The following is a 15467-nucleotide window of genomic DNA, read 5'->3' as shown; positions in this document are numbered from 1 at the left end:
CGCTTTACTTGGCTGCGGTTGCCGTCACCGCGCCCTGCAGTTGCTCGGCGACCGGCCCCAGTGCCAGCGCCGGGACATAGGTCAGCGCGCCGACCAGCAACACCGTGCCCACCAGCAGGACGACAAACAACGGGCCATGCGTCGGCATGGTGCCGCCGCTGGGAGGGACGCGCTTCTTCGCGGCCAGCGAGCCCGCCAGTGCCAGGACCGGGATGATGATCCAGAACCGGCCGAGCCACATCGCCGCCGCCAGCAGCGTGTTGTAGAACGGGGTATTGGCGGACAACCCCGCAAAGGCGCTGCCATTGTTGTTGGCCGCCGACGAGAGCGCATACAGGATCTCGGAGAAGCCGTGCGTACCGGGATTGAAGACGCCCGCGCGCCCGGCTTCGGCCATCACCGCTACCGCCGTGCCGAGCAGCACCAACAGCGGCGTGACCAGGATCGCCACGGCGGTCATCTTCATTTCGTAGGTTTCGATCTTCTTGCCAAGGTACTCCGGCGTGCGGCCGATCATCAGCCCGGCGATGAACACCGCGAGCACGGCGTAGACCAGCATGCCGTACAGCCCCGAGCCCACGCCGCCGAACACGACTTCACCCAGTTGCATCAGCAGCATCGGCACCAGGCCACCAATCGCGGTGAAGGAGTCATGCATGGCATTGACCGCGCCGCAGGATGCCGCGGTCGTGATCGTGGCGAACAATGCCGTTGCGGCGATGCCGAAGCGTGTTTCCTTGCCTTCCATGTTTCCGCCGGCCTGCAGCAGGGAACTGGCATGGTCGAGCGGCAAGCCCGACAACGCGGGATTGGCCATCTGCTCGGACATCGCCGCAACGCAAGCCATCGCCACGAAGATGACCGTCATGGCGGCCAGCACCGCCACGCCCTGCCGCCTGTCCCCGACCATTTCGCCAAAGGTGAAGCACAGCGCCGCCGGGATCAGGAAGATCGCCAGCATCTCGATAAGGTTGGCCAGGGCAGTCGGGTTCTCGAACGGATGCGCCGAGTTGGCATTGAAGAAGCCGCCGCCATTGGTGCCCAGCAGCTTGATGGCTTCCTGCGAGGCGACCGGCCCCATCGCCAGCGCCTGCTTGTCCGTCTTCACGTCTTCCGTCACAGGCTTGCCTTGCGCATCGAGCACCGGCTGCCCGGCCGCGTCGACCTTCGGCTGGCTATATTCGACCGGCGTGACCAGGCTGACGTCCTTGTAGGCATCGAAATTCTGGATCACGCCCTGGCTCACCAGCGCCAGTGCAATCGCGGTCGCGATCGGCGCCAGTACATACAGCGTGACCCGCGTCATGTCGACCCAGAAGTTGCCGATGGTGGTCGCGCTCTGGCGCGCAAAGCCGCGAATCAGCGCAAACACCACCGCGATGCCGGTTGCCGCAGACAAGAAGTTCTGCACGGTGAGCGCAAGCATCTGCGTCAGGTAGCCCATGGTCGACTCGCCGGCATAGCCTTGCCAGTTTGTGTTGCTGACAAAGCTGATGGCGGTGTTGAACGCCGAGTCCGGCGTCACAGCCCCGAAGCCTTGCGGGTTCAAAGGCAGCATGCCCTGCACGCGCTGCAGCGTGTAGACCGCAACCACGCCGAGCAGGTTGAACGCCAGGACCGCGATGGCGTACTGCTTCCATCCCATGCCGCACTCGGCACGCACGCCCCCCAGGCGATACAACAGCCGTTCCAGCGGACGGCCCCAGGCGGTCAGCGAATAGTTGCCGTCCTCCACCGCGCGCCGGAGGTAGCGGCCGAGAAAGGGGGCACACGCCATCAGGATGGCGAGGTAGAGGACCAGCAGGCCCACGAATTGGGAGGACATCAGAATTTCTCCGGCCGGAACAAGGCAATGAGGAGATAAGCAAAAATGGCAACGGCCAGCGCGCCGCTCAACAGATCCGTCCAGCTCATCACACCCCCCTGTCCGCTGCGCTGTTCTTTACCGGCATCTGGTGATGCGGGCCGCCGTGTTCGCTGCGTGCCGAAGCGTTGGGCGCGAGCGCGGCGCAAAGCCCCAGCAGGGCCGCGCTCAGCACTGCGAAGCCAATCAATACAAGTAAAAAGATCCCGTCCATGACAAAGCACCCTTGAATGGTTTCGGCTTGCAGCTTAGCGACGGGGTAGTAAAAACTGGGTAGAAAGGTGGCCAGCGCGTATAAAGATCACATAAAGATTTGCCGGAGCAGATTGGATAACGCACCAACACGCACTTTTCGTGAGCCTGTCTTGCTGCTGGCGTGCAGGCAAAATCGCTGCTGTATGGGGAGGGGCGTCGTATTGGGGCTTTTTATTGAATCTTTACGCGATGGCGTCAGATATTGATGCGCGGTAAACGCGCCCTCGCATACGCTGTCTGCATGGGACCAGCTGCGCCGGCGAATCCCGCCGTTGCAGCACCGCTATCCATGTTGAACCGCCATGATCAAACTCCTTGTCGTTGTTGACGGCTCCGACAGTTCGCTGTGGGCAGTCCGGCATGCAGCGTTCCTCTATCGAGAGGGCAGCGTTTCGCAGGTTGTGCTGCTCAATGTGCAAGCTCCAATGGACCAGGGAAGGGTCTGTGCCTACCATTCACTCGCCAGGCTGCGCGAGCATGAACGCCAGCGAGGGGAAGCCGCACTGGCACGTCCCAGCACAATCCTTGACGATTCCGGCGTGGACTATGTGGCGCAGATAGGCGTCGGCTCCACCGCGAGCACGATATTGAACGCCGCACGGGTATGCCAGTGCGACGGTATTGTGCTGGGCCTGTCAGCCTGGTCGCGGGCTCTGGCCCTGGCTGGTACCGGTACACCGGCCAGGATCATGCGACGGTCCCGCGTACCCGTCACGCTGGTCAATGCCCCAAATTCGCAGGTGCCATCCGAGGTCACGGTGCATCAGCGAACCAGCCAGGTACGCCCTGCGCTTGTCGTCTATCCTTCCGCGTTCCATTCTCAATGCGTTGACAGGCTTGCCCACTGAGAGCGACCATCAGGCAAAGGAGCAGGAGCCCCATGTCTACCGAACTCCAGGTCGTCCCCTACCGTGACGGATGGGATGTCATCTACGAGGGGGCCCGAAACGCGGAGTCCCACCATGCCACCCGCGAGGCCGCGGTGATGGCTGCGTGCGCTCAAGCCAGGCGCGATGGCGCGGTCCTGGTCACATTCGACCGCAATGGCAACGAGATCGCCCGGCACGCCTTCGCCGCCCTTGTAAGGTCGTTAGCATGATCCGCGCCTCGATCGATCAACCGCCCCTGCCCGAGCGCCGTCACCGCCGCCACTTCCCTTCGCCGATCAGCGTCTCGGCAAGCTTCGGGATCATCTGCGCCACCTGCCGCGCCGCGGCGGTAAAGGGGCGCTGGCTGCTTGTCGCCAGCACCACGCTCTGCCGCATGGCGCGGTCCGCCAAAGGCACGGCGTCATACTCCCCGCTCTCCAGCTCGGCCGCCACCGCGTGGTACGGCAGCACGGAAAACGCGGCATGGTCGGACAGGATGCGCTTGATCACCACCGATGAGGTGGCTTCCATGCAGACATTGAGGGCGATGCGGTGCGTGGCGGCAGCCTCTTCCAGCAGGTTGCGGATGGCGTTGGGCGGCACCGGCAGCACCAGCGGCAGGTCGCCAATCTGCCGCAGCAGCATCGACGCCGGCCTGCCGCCCGCGGCGCGCCAGTGTGCCTGGTGGGTCGCGCGGCGGCCGACCAGCATCAACGGCGTGTCGAGCAGCCGACGGTAGCTGTTCCGGCCTTCGGCACGATAGCGGTTCAGCACGGCAAGATCGATGCTGCCCTGGGTCAGCCGCGTCTCGATCTCGCCGCTATAGCCTTCCACGATGCGCAGTTTCACCGCGGGCAGCTGCTGCTGCATGGCGGCGTAGAGCCGGCTCGACAGCAGCGGCGCCACCGCCGGCACCAGCCCCAGCGTAACCATGCCGCTGATATTGCCGGCACGGCCGCGCGCTGACTCGACCAGTTGCCTGGCGCCGTCCAGCAGCGGCTCGGCATCGGCCAGCACCTGCGCGGCCAGCGTGGTCGGCCGCACGCCGCGGCCGGTGCGGTAGAACAGCGGGCCGCCGAACATCTTCTCCAGCTCGGCGACCTGCCGGCTGATCGCCGACTGCGCCAGGCCGAGCTGCGCCGCGGCGCCCGAAACGCTGCCCGCGCGCGCCACGGCGACGAACGTGGTCAACGCCTTGAGCGTCAGGTCGTGTCCTGCATCCGCTTGCATGTCCCCTCCTGCTATCTCCAGCGGAGATATCTGCTTTCCCGTGCTGGCATTGATCCGAGGATACCGCCTCTCTATCGTTAGAGGCAATCGCACACCACCTCCAAGGAGACCCCGCCTCATGCCCCTGTCCGCCGAACACCATCCGCTGGCGCCGCTCGATGCGGCGGAAAACGACATGCTGGCCCGTGTCCAGGCACTGGTCCGCGACACCATTGGCCCCAGGGCCAACGCGGTGAACCGCAACGACGAGTTCGCCTGGGACACCTTCCGCACGCTGGCGGAAAGCGGCGTCATCGCCACGGCGTTTCCCACCGCGCTCGGCGGCACCGAGGCTTCGATGCTGCTGCGCGTCAGGATCATCGAGGAGATTGCGCGGACGTGCAGCACGGCGGCGTCGCTCGTCACCGGCACTGACCTGTCCTCGCGCCCGATCGTCGCGGGCGGTTCGCCGGAGCTTTGCGCCCACACGGTGCCGCTGCTGGCCAACGGCAGCAAGCAGTCCGCGTTCGCGCTGACCGAGCCCGGCGCGGGATCGGACCTCGCGCGGCTGCGCACCGTTGCCAGCCGGCACCCGGGTGGCTATCGGCTGTCCGGCGTGAAGAAGTTCATCACCCGCGCCACCGTGGCCGACATGTTTGTCGTGGTGGCATCGCTTGCCGACGGACCCGGCGGCAGCAAGGGGCTGACGGCGTTCCTGGTGCCGCGCGATGCTGAAGGACTGAGTGTCTCGCCGATCATCCCCAAGCTCGGCTGGCATGGCGTGCCGATCGCCGAGGTCCGGCTCGACGAAGTGTTCGTGCCGGTCTCGCATCGCCTCGGCGAAGAGGGGCAAGGCATGGCGCTGGCGCAGGACACGCTGGTGCGCGCGCGCGTCGGCCATGCCGCGATCGCGCTGGGGCGGATGACCGGCGCACTGCAGATCGCGGCGCAGTACGCGGGGCACCGGCAGGTATCGGGCAAGGCGGTCGGCGAGCACCAGGGCATTCAGTGGATGCTGGCCGACATGGCCGCGCGCATCGAGTCCGCGCGTTGCCTGGTCTACAGTTCGGCGCAGCGCTACGATCGCAAGGACCCCGAGACCTCGCTCCACGCCTCGATCGCCAAGATGCACAGCACCGACCTGTGCATGCGCGTGGTGGTGGACTGCGCGCAATTGCTGGGCGGCAATGGCTACCTGGATGCCTATCCGATCGAGCGCTTCCTGCGCGACGCAAAGATGAACCAGATCGGCGAAGGCACCAGCGAGGTCCACAAGAACCTGATCGGCCGATACGTGATGAAGACCGCGTCGGCGATGCCGCAACACCCGTGCCTCGATTTCGAGCCGGACCTGTTCGGAGCCCGGTGATGGCAAGCACTACCGACCAGGGCCTGGCCAACGCGCTGTGCCGCCGGCTGGGCATCCGCTACCCGGTGTTCGGGCTTGCGCACAGCATCGAAGTGGCCGCGGCCATTTCCAATGCCGGCGGGCTCGGCGTGTATGCCGCGGCACGCGACGGCCCCAACGAGCTGGCGCAGAAGCTGCGCGAACTGCGCGCGCTGTGCCCGGACACGCCGGTCGGCGTGGACCTGCTGCTGCCGACCGCGCTGCCGGGCGTCTCCACCCCCGAGGATGTCAGCGCCGCGATCCCTGAAGGCCATCGCCGCTTTATCGACGGCCTGTTCGCGCGCTTCGACGTGCCGCCGGCCACGGCGGGCAACTTCTTCTCGCAGTACGTGCGTTCGCAGGCCTTGTTCGAGGAGCAGGTCGCCGCCGTGGCGGAGAGCGAGGTGGAGGTATTCGCCGCCGGGGTCGGCACGCCGGCCGACACCATCGCCAGGGTGCGCCGTGCCGGCAAGACCACGATGGCGCTGGTCGGCGCCGTCAAGCATGCGCGCAAGGCCATCGCGGCCGGCGTCGACGTGCTGGTCGCCCAGGGCTATGACGCCGGCGGACATACCGGCACGATCGGCACCTTCACGCTGGTGCCGCAGATCATCGCGGCTGCCGGGGGACGCCCCGTGCTTGCCGCCGGGGGCATCGGCGAAGGCAGCCAGATCGCCGCGGCGCTGGCGATGGGGGCGCAGGGCGCGTGGCTTGGCACCGTGTGGCTGGGCAGCGCCGAGCACCGGCTGCCGGCCGCGCTGACCGAGCGGCTGCTGGCCGCCGGCAGCGACGACACGGTGATCACGCGGGCGCACAGCGGCAAGCCCTGCCGCGTCGTGCGCAGCGCCTTCTCCGACGCGTGGGCGGCAGCCGACGCCCCGGCGCCGCTCGACATGCCCTACCAGCAAGCCCTGACTGGCCGGCTGCTGGCGGCGGTGGAAGAGCACGAGATCGCGCCGCTGATGTACGAGGCGGCGGGCCAGAGCGTTGCCTGGGTGAAGGAAGTCGAGCCCGTGGCGCGGATCATGGACCGGCTGGTGCGGCAGACGCGCCAGTCGCTCGAATGCCTGCGCCCATACCTGCCGGGCTGATCGGCAGGCGCAAATACCGATACAAGAACTAAGGAGACAGCATGGATCGCCGAACATTCGGAAAGACCGCGTTCCAGACCGCCCTGATGATGGCCGCGCCCGGCCTCTTGCCGGCGCTGGCCCGCGCAGGCACCGGCCCGGGCAACTTCCCAGAGCGGCCGCTGCGCGCGGTCATCCCTTACCCGGCAGGCGGCGTGGTCGACGTCACCCTGCGCGCCGCGCTCGACCGCATGTCGCTCGACCTGCCGCAGCGCGTGGTCGTGGAGAACAAGCCGGGTGCCGATGGCCGCATCGGCATCGAGTCCGCCAGCCGCGCCCCGGCGGACGGCTACACAATGCTCGGCGTCACGCCGGTGCTGGCGGTGGCGCAAACGCTCTACCCCGACTCCGGCATCCGCGTGCAGAATTTCCGCGCCGTCGGCGCGGTGGCCGCGGTGCCGTCGGTGTTCGTGGTCCACAACGACGTGCCCGCGAAGACGCTGAAGGAATTCGCGGCCTGGGCCAAGGCGCGGCCCGGCGCGGTCAACGTGCCGATGCCGGGCGCCGGCAGCTCGCTGCACCTGGCGCAGGAGCTGTTCTTCGAAGCCACCGGCGTGCGCGTGACCAACGTCGGCTACAAGGGCCAGCCGCCGTCGTTGCCGGACCTGGGGCGCGGGCAGCTGCAGTTCGCGCTGGTGTCGCAAAACCTGGTGTTGCCGCTGATCCAGTCGAAACGCGTGCGGCCTCTCGCCGTCAATGCCGCGCGGCGCACGCGCTCGCTGCCGGAAGTCCCGAGCATCGCCGAGGCAGGCTATCCGGACGCGCTGGTGCAGTCCTGGTATGGCCTTGCGGTCCATGCACGCACCGCCCCCGCGATCGTCGACTACCTCGGCGCCGCGCTGCAGGCGGCGATGGGCACCGCCGACGTGCGCAACCGGCTGGCATCACTGGATGCGGAAATCCTCCCGTTCGACGCGAGGCAGTTCGACCAGTTGCTGCAGGCCGAAGCGGCACGCTGGGCAACGCTGATCAAGGCTCGCGACATCAAGGTGGACGCATGAATCAGACCTTGTTCGTGAACGACAACGGCAAGACCGACGGCCCGCTCGCCGGCCTGCGCATCCTCGACATGGCCACGGTGCTGGCCGCGCCGCTCGCCAGCACGCTGTGCGCCGACATGGGCGCCGACGTGGTCAAGCTCGAGCTGCCCGACGGCAGCGATCCGCTGCGCGGCCTGGCACCGGTCAAGGACGGCCTCCCGCTCTACTGGAAGGTGGCCAACCGCGGCAAGCGCGGCATCTCGCTCGACGTGCGGCAGCCACAAGGACGCGCGCTGTTCCTCCGGCTGCTGCCCGAATTCGACGTGCTGGTCGAGAACTTCCGCACTGGCACGCTCGACCGCTGGGGTCTCGACGCAGAGACCTTGCGCGAAGCGAACCCGCGCCTGATCATCCTGCGCCTGACCGGCTTCGGCCAGACCGGCCCGTATGCGTCGCGCGCCGGCTTCGCGCGCGTGTTCGAAGCCATGAGCGGCTTCACCAACCTTGCCGGCGAGCCAGGCGGTCCCCCGCTGCACATGAACTATCCGGCCGGCGACGTGGTGGCGGGCTTGTTCGGCGCGTTCGCCATCGCCACCGCGGCGGCGGAGCGCCGGCGCGATTCCGCGGCGCCCGGACGCGACATCGACCTGTCCGCCACCGAGGCGCTGTTCCGCCTGCTGGAGCCGCTTGCGGTGGAGTACGAACAGTTGGGCCAGGTGCGCCAGCGCGCGGGAAACCGGGCTACGTACACCGCGCCGTCCAATATGTACGCGACTGCCGATGGCCATTGGGTGTCGATGGTGGCGTCGTCCAACCCGATCTTCCGGCGCCTGTGCGCGGCGATCGGCCGGCCGGAACTGGCGGACGATCCGCGCTACGCCACCAACCCGGCACGCGTGCGGCACCTCGACACGCTGGATGACGCGATCGGCGCCTGGTTCGCGGCACACGGCTACCGCGCCGTCGCCGCGGCGCTTGAAGCGCAGCAGATCCCGTTCAGCAAGATCTTCACCATCCAGGACATCCTGGAAGATCCTCACTTCCGCGCGCGCGAGGCCATCGTGCGCCTGCCCGACCCCGACCTGGGCTCGGTTCCGGCGCCGTGCCACGTGCCGCGCTTCTCCGGCTACGCGCCCGCCGTGCCCCGGACCGGGCCGTCAGTCGGCGAGCACAACGAGGAGATCTACGCCAGGGTCGGCCTGACCCGGCAGGACATGCAGGCGCTGCGCGCGGAGGGAGTGATATAACCGCTCACCGCTGGCTGCGGAGCTTGCGCCCGCCGGCCGCGGCAGCCTCGCCCTGTTGCGCCAGCCATTCGACGAACGCGCGCAGGTGCAGCGGCTTGTCGGCATCGCGCGGCACCAGTGCGTGGTAGGTATTGCCCGGCGCGCGGATGTCGGCGAACGGCGCGGCAATACGCCCGCCGTCCAGGTCCGCCGCCAGCGTCGGGAAGGTGCCGATGGCGAAGCCCAGGCTGTCCACCACGGCCTGCAGCGTGACGAAGAAGTGGTCGAAGCGCAGCGTGCGCACCGGCCGCAGCGATGCATGGCCGGCCTGCTGCAGCCATGATTCCCAACTGCCGGGCCGCGTCTCGGTGTACAGCAGCACGCCGTCGGCAAGGTCTTCGACATCGCGCACCGGCGCCTGCGCCAGCAACGCGGGGCTGGCGATCACCGTCTGGTATTCGGCGAAGATCGGCACCGACTCGAACTGCTCGCCGCGCTCCAGCGTGCGCCGGATGGCGACGTCGAACGTGCCGTTGAAGCCGGCCTCGTTGCTGAAGGCGGTCGAGACCCGCACGTCGACCTCCGGCTGCCGCTTGCGGAAATCGTCGAGCCGCGGGATCAGCCAGCGCATGGCAAAGGTGGCGGGCGCGTTCACGCGCACCACCTTGCGCGTGGCGATGCGCCCGTAGCGCTCCGACGCCGCGCTGAGATGGTCGAAGGCGGCGCTCACCTCGCGTCCGAACGCCTGCGCGTGCACGGTAGGCACCATGCGCTGCCCCTGCCGGATAAACAGCGGCTGCCCCAGCCATTGCTCCAGGATCTCGATCTGCCGGCTGACCGCGCCGTGCGTCAGGTGCAGCTCGCGCGCGGCCGCCGAAAAGCTGCCGGCGCGGGCGGCAACCTCGAAGATGCGCAGCGCGTTGAGCGGAGGTAGCTTATGCGGCACTGTGATATTTCCTGACAGATTGTGGGAAATAAACTCGTTTGTGTGAGTTTATTGGAAACCTTAGCATGGTCTCAAGAAAGCGAAAACGCGCCGCCCCGCATCGGCAAGCGGCTTACCGATTCCATCCCAACGAGACCCGCCATGAGCTCCCACATCGAAGTCAACGGACACCGCTACCAGCTTCCCGCCCGTCCTACCGTGATCGTCTGCATCGACGGCTGCGAGCAGGAGTACATCAACCTTGCCGTGCAGGCGGGTGTCGCGCCCTTCTTCGCCAGCCTGGCGCAGCGCGGCACCGTGCTGACCGGCGACTGCGTGGTGCCGTCGTTCACCAACCCCAACAACCTGTCGATCGTGACCGGCGTGCCGCCGTCGGTGCACGGCATCTGCGGCAATTTCTTCTATGACACCGAAGCCGGTGAAGAGGTGCTGATGAACGACGCCCGCTATCTGCGCGCGCCCACGGTGCTGGCCGCCGCGGCAAAGGCCGGCGCCAAGGTCGCGGTGGTGACGGCCAAGGACAAGCTGCGCGCGCTGCTCGGCCACGGCCTGCAGGGCATTTGCTTCTCCGCGGAGAAGGCCGACCGGGCGAGCGTCGCGGAAAACGGCATCGACGACGTGCTGGCCCGCGTCGGCATGCCGCTGCCGTCGGTCTACAGCGCGGACTTGTCCGAGTTCGTGTTCGCCGCCGGCGTGGCGCTGCTCGAAACCGAGCGGCCTGACCTGATGTATCTGTCCACCACCGACTACATCCAGCACAAGCACGCGCCCGGCACGGCCGGCGCCAATGCGTTCTACGCCATGATGGACAGCTACCTGCAGCGGCTCGACGCGCTGGGCGCGGTCATCGGCGTGACCGCCGACCATGGCATGAACGCCAAGACCGACTCGCTCGGCAAGGCCAACATCCTGTACCTGCAGCAACGGCTGGACGAGTGCTTCGGCCCGGCGGCCACGCGCGTGCTGCTGCCGATCACCGACCCGTACGTGGCGCACCACGGCGCGCTGGGGTCGTATGCCACGGTGTACCTGCCGGCCGGCGTCGACCAGCGGGCGGTGCACGACGCGATCGCGGCGCTGCCGGGCATCGAGCTGGTGCTCGACAAGCGCGCTGCCTGCGAGCGCTTCGAACTGCCGGCCGACCGCATCGGCGACCTGGTGGTGGTCAGCGAGCGCCTGACCGTGATCGGCACCACGCCGGCACGCCATGACCTGAGCGGGCTCGACGTGCCGCTGCGCTCGCACGGCGGCCTGTCCGAGCAGAAGGTGCCGCTGCTGTTCAACCGCAAGGTGAGCGCGCCGGCCGGCCCGCGGCTGCGCAATTTCGACATCCTGCGGCTGGCGCTGAATTGCGCCGACTGAAGCACGCCGACTGAAGCACGCCGACTGAAGCACGCCGACTTGGCCAGGCGCGTGGCCTGCACGGCCTGCACTGAACGGACCGGGTCCGATTCCTGATGGCCGCGACCACACCACCGAGGCGCCATGCAGATCCTGCTTTCCCTGATGTCCGGCGTCGCCCTGCTGATCTGGGGCACGCATGTCACGCGCCACGGCATGCTGGAGCTGCTGGGGCCACGGTTGCGGCTGGTGCTGGCGGCGGGCACCGCCAGTCCGGCGCGCGGCTTCCTGGCCGGGCTGGGCGTGACCGCGCTGATCCAGAGCAGCAGCGCCACGGCGCTGATGACCAGCGCCTTCGTCGCCGAGGGCCTGGTGTCGCTGTCGGCGGCGCTGCCGATCGTGCTCGGCGCGGATGTCGGCACCAGCATGATGGCGCGCCTCTTGTCGGTCGACATCTCGTGGCTATCGCCGCTGCTGCTGGTGACCGGCATTGCCATGCGGCTGTCCGGCAAGGCCAGCCTGCGCGGCCGCGCGGGCGAAGTCGTGGTGGGACTCGGGCTGATCACGCTGGCCCTGCAGCTGATCCGCCTCTACGCCGCCCCGCTGCTGCATGCCGAACTCGTGCGCGCCATCTTTACCTCGCTGGGCCATGACGCGCTGCTTGCGGTGGTGATCGGCGCACTGCTGGCCCTGCTGGCGTACTCCAGCCTGGCCGCCGTCCTGCTGACCGCAACGCTGGCCATGGGGGGCGTCATCGCGCCGGAGACCGCGCTGCCGCTGGTGCTTGGCGCCAATCTCGGCAGCGGCCTGATTGCCTGCCTGGCCAATTCCGCCAGCGCGCCTGCGGCCAGGCGCGTATCGCTTGCCAACCTGCTCTTCCGCATCGCCGGGGTGCTGGTGTTCCTGCCGCTGCTGGATATCGTGCCGCCGCTGCTCGCGGGCATCGGCAGCAGCGCCGCCACCATGGCCATCGACTTCCACATGGCGTTCAACCTGATCCTGGCCGCGACGCTGATCTGGTTCGTCGGACCGGTGGCGTCCCTGTGCACGCGATGGTTGCCCGATGCACCCGCCGACGCGGTGTCGCGCGGCGCGCGCTACCTGAGCCAGGGCGACCTGCAGCATCCGTCCGTTGCGCTGGGCAATGCCACCCGCGAAGTCGTGCGCATCGGCGACGTCATCGAAGACATGCTCGCCGGCATGAAGCTGGCGATCGCCGCCAATGACCGGGCCGCGAACGCGCGCTGCTGCGCGCTGGACGACCGCATCGACGAACTCTACTCGTCGGTCAAGATGTACCTGACCGACGTCGATGCCGCCAAGCTCGATGCCGAGGATGCCGCGCGCTGGGACGAGATCATGCTGCTCAATATCAACCTGGAATACGCAGGCGACATCGCGGAGCGCACCCTGGTCGACCTGGACCAGCGCAAGCTGCGCCGCAACCATTGCTTCTCTGACGAGGGCAGCGCCGAGCTGCTGGAACTGTGCGACATGCTGGCGGCCAACCTGCGTACCCGGATGTCGTTGTTCGTCGCCGGCGACCGCGCCGCCCACGCGCTGCTCAACGACTGCGCCGCGCGCTTCCTGGCACGCGCCGAACGCTTCACCGCCCGCCACCTTGCCCGCGTGTCGCAGCGGCGCACGGCCAGCGTGGAAACCAGTGCGCTGCACCTCGACACGCTGCGCGAGCTGTCGCAGATGAATGCGCTGCTGTGCGCCGCGCCGGTGGGCATGCCCGGTGCGCTGCGCGGCACGCTCCCCGAAGATGTTCCAGCACTAGCCGCCGGCAGTCCAGGCGCGGCATAACAGCAGGTGGTGGTCGAGAACCGCCCGAATTCACCGCGGCGGAACTCAAGCGCCGGGGCGAGGTGGTGCGCAGCGCCAATGTGAAGGCGGAATAGCGTGTTGCAGCGGGGGCGTGCTGATGTCAGGGCACGCCCGCCGCGCCATCACGCGGCAACCAGCGGCGACACGTCGATCACATATAGCTGGCGCTCCGACTCGTGGATGGAGTCGATGCACACCCGCCGGCCGTCGCGGCTCCAGCGGGGATGGAGGTCACAGCGGTTCTCCTTCTTCAGCGCGGGGCTGGTGTAGAAGCGTCCCAGGTCGTGGCGCATGCCGTGCTGCATGTCGTACAGGAACAGCGTGCGCTCGTTGGTCTGCGCATCCGGATAGGTATCGCTGAGCAGCCAGCGCGGATTCACCGGCGAGAACGTCATATGCCCGTTCTCGGTCAGCACGCCGTCACCGACCACGCGCACCTCGCCGCCGTCGCGGTCCTGGTACAGGTGATAGTGGATGCTGCCCGCATGCGGGCCCCACACGATGATGGTGTCGTCATCGCGCCAGAGCGGATGCGATATCTGGTACTCGGATTTCTCGTAGTCGAAGGTACCCACCGCAGTCGGATCGAAGTCGTCGGCGAGTTGGGGCAGCGGATGGTCCGAGCACTCCAGCAGCCGCAAGTCGCTGCCATCCGGATTGACCGTGATCAGCCGGTGCAGGAAGCAGGTCTCGTCCTCGACCCGCTCGGTCCAGCGATGCAGCAGCAGCACGCGCGACGAGGCGGGATTGATCTCGATATGGCTGACCCAGTGGATCGCCTTGTCCATCGACGCACGCGGATGGAACTGGCGCAGCGCCTGGTAGCTCACGATCAGGCGCGACTCGCCGCTGGCGATGTCCATGTGCCAGATGCCGTCGTCGGCCGGTGCCAGCGCGAGCGGCGGCTGGGGCGTGTTGTCGCTGTAGCCGATGGTCTGGTGCGTGACATAGAGACGCCGGTAGTCCACGCACAGGCCAAAGCGGCTGTTCGGCGCGACCACGTAGACCGGCATCGGCAGCGTGCGGTCGGTGCCGGTGTCGGCGTCATGCACCATCGCGCCCAGCCGGGGATAGCGCGCACCGTCGTCATCGGTGCGGCAGTTGTAAATCAGCTGCCGGCCCGGCAAGCCGTCGAGCCATTGCAGTTGCGCGCCCATCTGCCAGTTCCAGGCGGTGGTGCTGCCGACACGGTGAAAACGCTGGCCGTCTTCCAGGTCGAAGAAACCGATCTCGGCTTCGAGTCCCGGGTGCAGGTCGGCATCCGCCATCGGCACGCGCTGCGCCAGCACGTAGCGGTCGCTGCGGTCCCAGTTGCTCTTGTTGTAGTAGCCGAAGAAATGGTGCTTTCCGTCCGCGCCGAGGCGGCGCGCCGGAAGCGGTGTATCGATGATGCGGGATGGCTTCATGGGTTGGATGTCGAAACTGGATGTCTGCGTCACTCGGCGCTGATCTTGCCCCTGGCGATGACCTGCTCCCAACGGCCCTTCTCCTCCGCGACGAACTTGCGCGCCGCTTCCCGGGTGTTGGCCACGGGCGTCATGCCCTGCTCTTCCAGCCCCTTGCGGAATTCCGGCGTCGCGGCGATCTGGCGGATATCGGCGTTCAGCTTGTCGGCAATGGCATCGGGCACCTTCGCGCTCACCGCCACGGTCGTCCACGACGTGGCGACGAATCCCGGGAAGCCGGACTCGGCAGCCGTCGGAACATTGGGCAGCGCCGGTGAACGCGTCTTGCCCGTGACGGCCAGTGCCTTCAGCTTGCCGGAGCGGATATAGGCCAGCGTGGTCGGCGGATTCTCGAACATGAGGTCGATCTGCCCGCCGAGCAGGTCGGTCATGGCCGCCGAACTGCCCTTGTAGGGCACGTGGACGATCGGCGCCTCGGCGTTGAGACGGAACAGTTCGCCCATCATATGCACCGACGAACCCACGCCGGCGGAGCCGAACGTCATCGTGTCCGGCCGCTGCCGCGCCGCCGCGGCCAGCTGCTGCAGGTTGCTCGCCGGCAGCCGCGGGTTGGCGATGACCACATGCGGCATTTCCGCCAGCACGGTCACCACTTTCAGGTCGGTGGCCGGGTTGTAGTTCAGCTTCTTGAAGGTGTTGTAGGTCGCGTGCAGGCCGAGCGAGCCCAGCAGCAGCGTGTAGCCATCGGCCGGCGCATCGACCACGGCCTTGCCCCCGATATGCCCGCCGGCGCCGGGCCGGTTCTCGACTACGACCGACTGGTGGTACAGCTTGCCGAGCTTGTCGGCCAGCATGCGGCCCTGCAGGTCCGAGCTGCCACCCGCGCTGAACGGCACGATGATGCGGATCGGGCGATCCGGATAATTCGCCTGCGCCGATACGGCGCCGGCGCTGCCCAGCAGCATCGCGGCGACGCCAGCCAGCACGAGCTTGTGAAACGGCTTTTCTTGCATGCTCTCCCCCT

The 15467-nt window shown here is 67.7% G+C and carries 15 protein-coding genes; 8 read left to right on the top strand and 7 right to left on the bottom strand.

Annotation, left to right across the window (positions count from 1 at the left end; translation table 11 throughout):
- Positions 1–4: 4 nt before the first annotated feature.
- The 3 genes from kdpA to ACIP1U_RS02020 are packed head-to-tail and all read right to left on the bottom strand — an operon-like array spanning position 5 to position 2078.
- Positions 5–1825, bottom strand: coding sequence for a potassium-transporting ATPase subunit KdpA (kdpA, locus tag ACIP1U_RS02030; RefSeq protein ID WP_400311073.1), 1821 nt, complete (start codon positions 1823–1825; stop codon positions 5–7).
- Complete coding sequence (gene kdpF, locus ACIP1U_RS02025) at positions 1825–1914, bottom strand: K(+)-transporting ATPase subunit F (RefSeq protein ID WP_116317313.1); 90 nt, start codon at positions 1912–1914, stop codon at positions 1825–1827. The genes kdpA and kdpF overlap by 1 nt, the downstream gene beginning before the upstream one ends.
- Entirely contained in the window at positions 1914–2078 is a 165-nt protein-coding gene (locus ACIP1U_RS02020) for a hypothetical protein (protein ID WP_400311072.1), read from the bottom strand. Before ACIP1U_RS02020 ends, kdpF begins: the two co-directional genes overlap by 1 nt.
- A 343-nt stretch (positions 2079–2421) precedes the next feature.
- On the opposite strand from ACIP1U_RS02020, the gene ACIP1U_RS02015 reads away from it, so the two are divergent.
- Both ACIP1U_RS02015 and ACIP1U_RS02010 read left to right on the top strand, forming a co-directional pair.
- A complete protein-coding gene (locus ACIP1U_RS02015) occupies positions 2422–2967 on the top strand; it encodes a universal stress protein (protein ID WP_400311070.1) in 546 nt (181 codons plus the stop codon).
- Positions 2968–2999: 32 nt separating this feature from the next.
- Positions 3000–3218, top strand: coding sequence for a DUF2188 domain-containing protein (locus ACIP1U_RS02010; RefSeq protein ID WP_400311069.1), 219 nt, complete (start codon positions 3000–3002; stop codon positions 3216–3218).
- Between the two features lie 40 nt (positions 3219–3258).
- On the opposite strand, the gene ACIP1U_RS02005 is transcribed toward ACIP1U_RS02010, so the two are convergent.
- Positions 3259–4218 (bottom strand): LysR family transcriptional regulator, encoded by a 960-nt coding sequence (locus tag ACIP1U_RS02005; protein ID WP_400311067.1) that lies wholly within the window; start codon positions 4216–4218, stop codon positions 3259–3261.
- Between the two features lie 118 nt (positions 4219–4336).
- Between ACIP1U_RS02005 and ACIP1U_RS02000 the strand changes: the two genes are divergently transcribed.
- Genes ACIP1U_RS02000 through ACIP1U_RS01985 form a run of 4 tightly spaced genes read left to right on the top strand, consistent with a single transcriptional unit; the run spans position 4337 to position 8941 of the window.
- Positions 4337–5566, top strand: coding sequence for an acyl-CoA dehydrogenase family protein (locus tag ACIP1U_RS02000; protein WP_400311064.1), 1230 nt, complete (start codon positions 4337–4339; stop codon positions 5564–5566).
- Complete coding sequence (locus tag ACIP1U_RS01995; RefSeq protein ID WP_400311061.1) at positions 5566–6675, top strand: NAD(P)H-dependent flavin oxidoreductase; 1110 nt, start codon at positions 5566–5568, stop codon at positions 6673–6675. Before ACIP1U_RS02000 ends, ACIP1U_RS01995 begins: the two co-directional genes overlap by 1 nt.
- Before the next feature lie 41 nt (positions 6676–6716).
- A complete protein-coding gene (locus ACIP1U_RS01990; protein ID WP_400311058.1) occupies positions 6717–7715 on the top strand; it encodes a Bug family tripartite tricarboxylate transporter substrate binding protein in 999 nt (332 codons plus the stop codon).
- Complete coding sequence (locus ACIP1U_RS01985; RefSeq protein ID WP_400311055.1) at positions 7712–8941, top strand: CaiB/BaiF CoA transferase family protein; 1230 nt, start codon at positions 7712–7714, stop codon at positions 8939–8941. Before ACIP1U_RS01990 ends, ACIP1U_RS01985 begins: the two co-directional genes overlap by 4 nt.
- A 4-nt stretch (positions 8942–8945) precedes the next feature.
- Here ACIP1U_RS01985 and ACIP1U_RS01980 read toward each other — a convergent pair whose 3' ends face one another.
- On the bottom strand, positions 8946–9866 hold the full coding sequence (locus ACIP1U_RS01980) for a LysR substrate-binding domain-containing protein (protein ID WP_400311052.1): 921 nt from the start codon (positions 9864–9866) through the stop codon (positions 8946–8948).
- 141 nt (positions 9867–10007) lie between these two features.
- On the opposite strand from ACIP1U_RS01980, the gene phnA reads away from it, so the two are divergent.
- Together phnA and ACIP1U_RS01970 are read left to right on the top strand one after the other, a co-directional pair.
- Complete coding sequence (gene phnA, locus ACIP1U_RS01975) at positions 10008–11228, top strand: phosphonoacetate hydrolase (RefSeq protein WP_400311050.1); 1221 nt, start codon at positions 10008–10010, stop codon at positions 11226–11228.
- 123 nt (positions 11229–11351) lie between these two features.
- On the top strand, positions 11352–13016 hold the full coding sequence (locus tag ACIP1U_RS01970; RefSeq protein WP_400311047.1) for a Na/Pi cotransporter family protein: 1665 nt from the start codon (positions 11352–11354) through the stop codon (positions 13014–13016).
- A 143-nt stretch (positions 13017–13159) separates the two neighbouring features.
- Here the strand turns inward: ACIP1U_RS01970 and ACIP1U_RS01965 are convergent, their stop codons facing one another.
- The gene (locus ACIP1U_RS01965; protein WP_400311044.1) at positions 13160–14443 is read right to left on the bottom strand and encodes a hypothetical protein; all 1284 of its coding nucleotides are present in this window, start codon (positions 14441–14443) and stop codon (positions 13160–13162) included.
- A gap of 29 nt (positions 14444–14472) precedes the next feature.
- Positions 14473–15408: a Bug family tripartite tricarboxylate transporter substrate binding protein gene (locus ACIP1U_RS01960; protein ID WP_400311744.1), complete on the bottom strand. Its 936-nt coding sequence runs from the start codon at positions 15406–15408 to the stop codon at positions 14473–14475.
- Positions 15409–15467: the final 59 nt, after the last annotated feature.

This window comes from Cupriavidus sp. NPDC089707 (genome assembly GCF_044748965.1).
Taxonomy (GTDB): Bacteria; Pseudomonadota; Gammaproteobacteria; order Burkholderiales; family Burkholderiaceae; genus Cupriavidus.
The sequence above is the reverse complement of the archived record's forward strand: the minus strand, read 5'-3'. Positions and strand labels throughout refer to the sequence as shown.

Coding starts and splice junctions, on each gene's coding strand:
- kdpA (WP_400311073.1), bottom strand. CDS start 1,825: ATGTCCTCCCAATTCGTGGGCCTGCTGGTCCTCTACCTCGCCATCCTG.
- kdpF (WP_116317313.1), bottom strand. CDS start 1,914: ATGAGCTGGACGGATCTGTTGAGCGGCGCGCTGGCCGTTGCCATTTTT.
- ACIP1U_RS02020 (WP_400311072.1), bottom strand. CDS start 2,078: ATGGACGGGATCTTTTTACTTGTATTGATTGGCTTCGCAGTGCTGAGC.
- ACIP1U_RS02015 (WP_400311070.1), top strand. CDS start 2,422: ATGATCAAACTCCTTGTCGTTGTTGACGGCTCCGACAGTTCGCTGTGG.
- ACIP1U_RS02010 (WP_400311069.1), top strand. CDS start 3,000: ATGTCTACCGAACTCCAGGTCGTCCCCTACCGTGACGGATGGGATGTC.
- ACIP1U_RS02005 (WP_400311067.1), bottom strand. CDS start 4,218: ATGCAAGCGGATGCAGGACACGACCTGACGCTCAAGGCGTTGACCACG.
- ACIP1U_RS02000 (WP_400311064.1), top strand. CDS start 4,337: ATGCCCCTGTCCGCCGAACACCATCCGCTGGCGCCGCTCGATGCGGCG.
- ACIP1U_RS01995 (WP_400311061.1), top strand. CDS start 5,566: ATGGCAAGCACTACCGACCAGGGCCTGGCCAACGCGCTGTGCCGCCGG.
- ACIP1U_RS01990 (WP_400311058.1), top strand. CDS start 6,717: ATGGATCGCCGAACATTCGGAAAGACCGCGTTCCAGACCGCCCTGATG.
- ACIP1U_RS01985 (WP_400311055.1), top strand. CDS start 7,712: ATGAATCAGACCTTGTTCGTGAACGACAACGGCAAGACCGACGGCCCG.
- phnA (WP_400311050.1), top strand. CDS start 10,008: ATGAGCTCCCACATCGAAGTCAACGGACACCGCTACCAGCTTCCCGCC.
- ACIP1U_RS01970 (WP_400311047.1), top strand. CDS start 11,352: ATGCAGATCCTGCTTTCCCTGATGTCCGGCGTCGCCCTGCTGATCTGG.
- ACIP1U_RS01965 (WP_400311044.1), bottom strand. CDS start 14,443: ATGAAGCCATCCCGCATCATCGATACACCGCTTCCGGCGCGCCGCCTC.
- ACIP1U_RS01960 (WP_400311744.1), bottom strand. CDS start 15,408: ATGCTGCTGGGCAGCGCCGGCGCCGTATCGGCGCAGGCGAATTATCCG.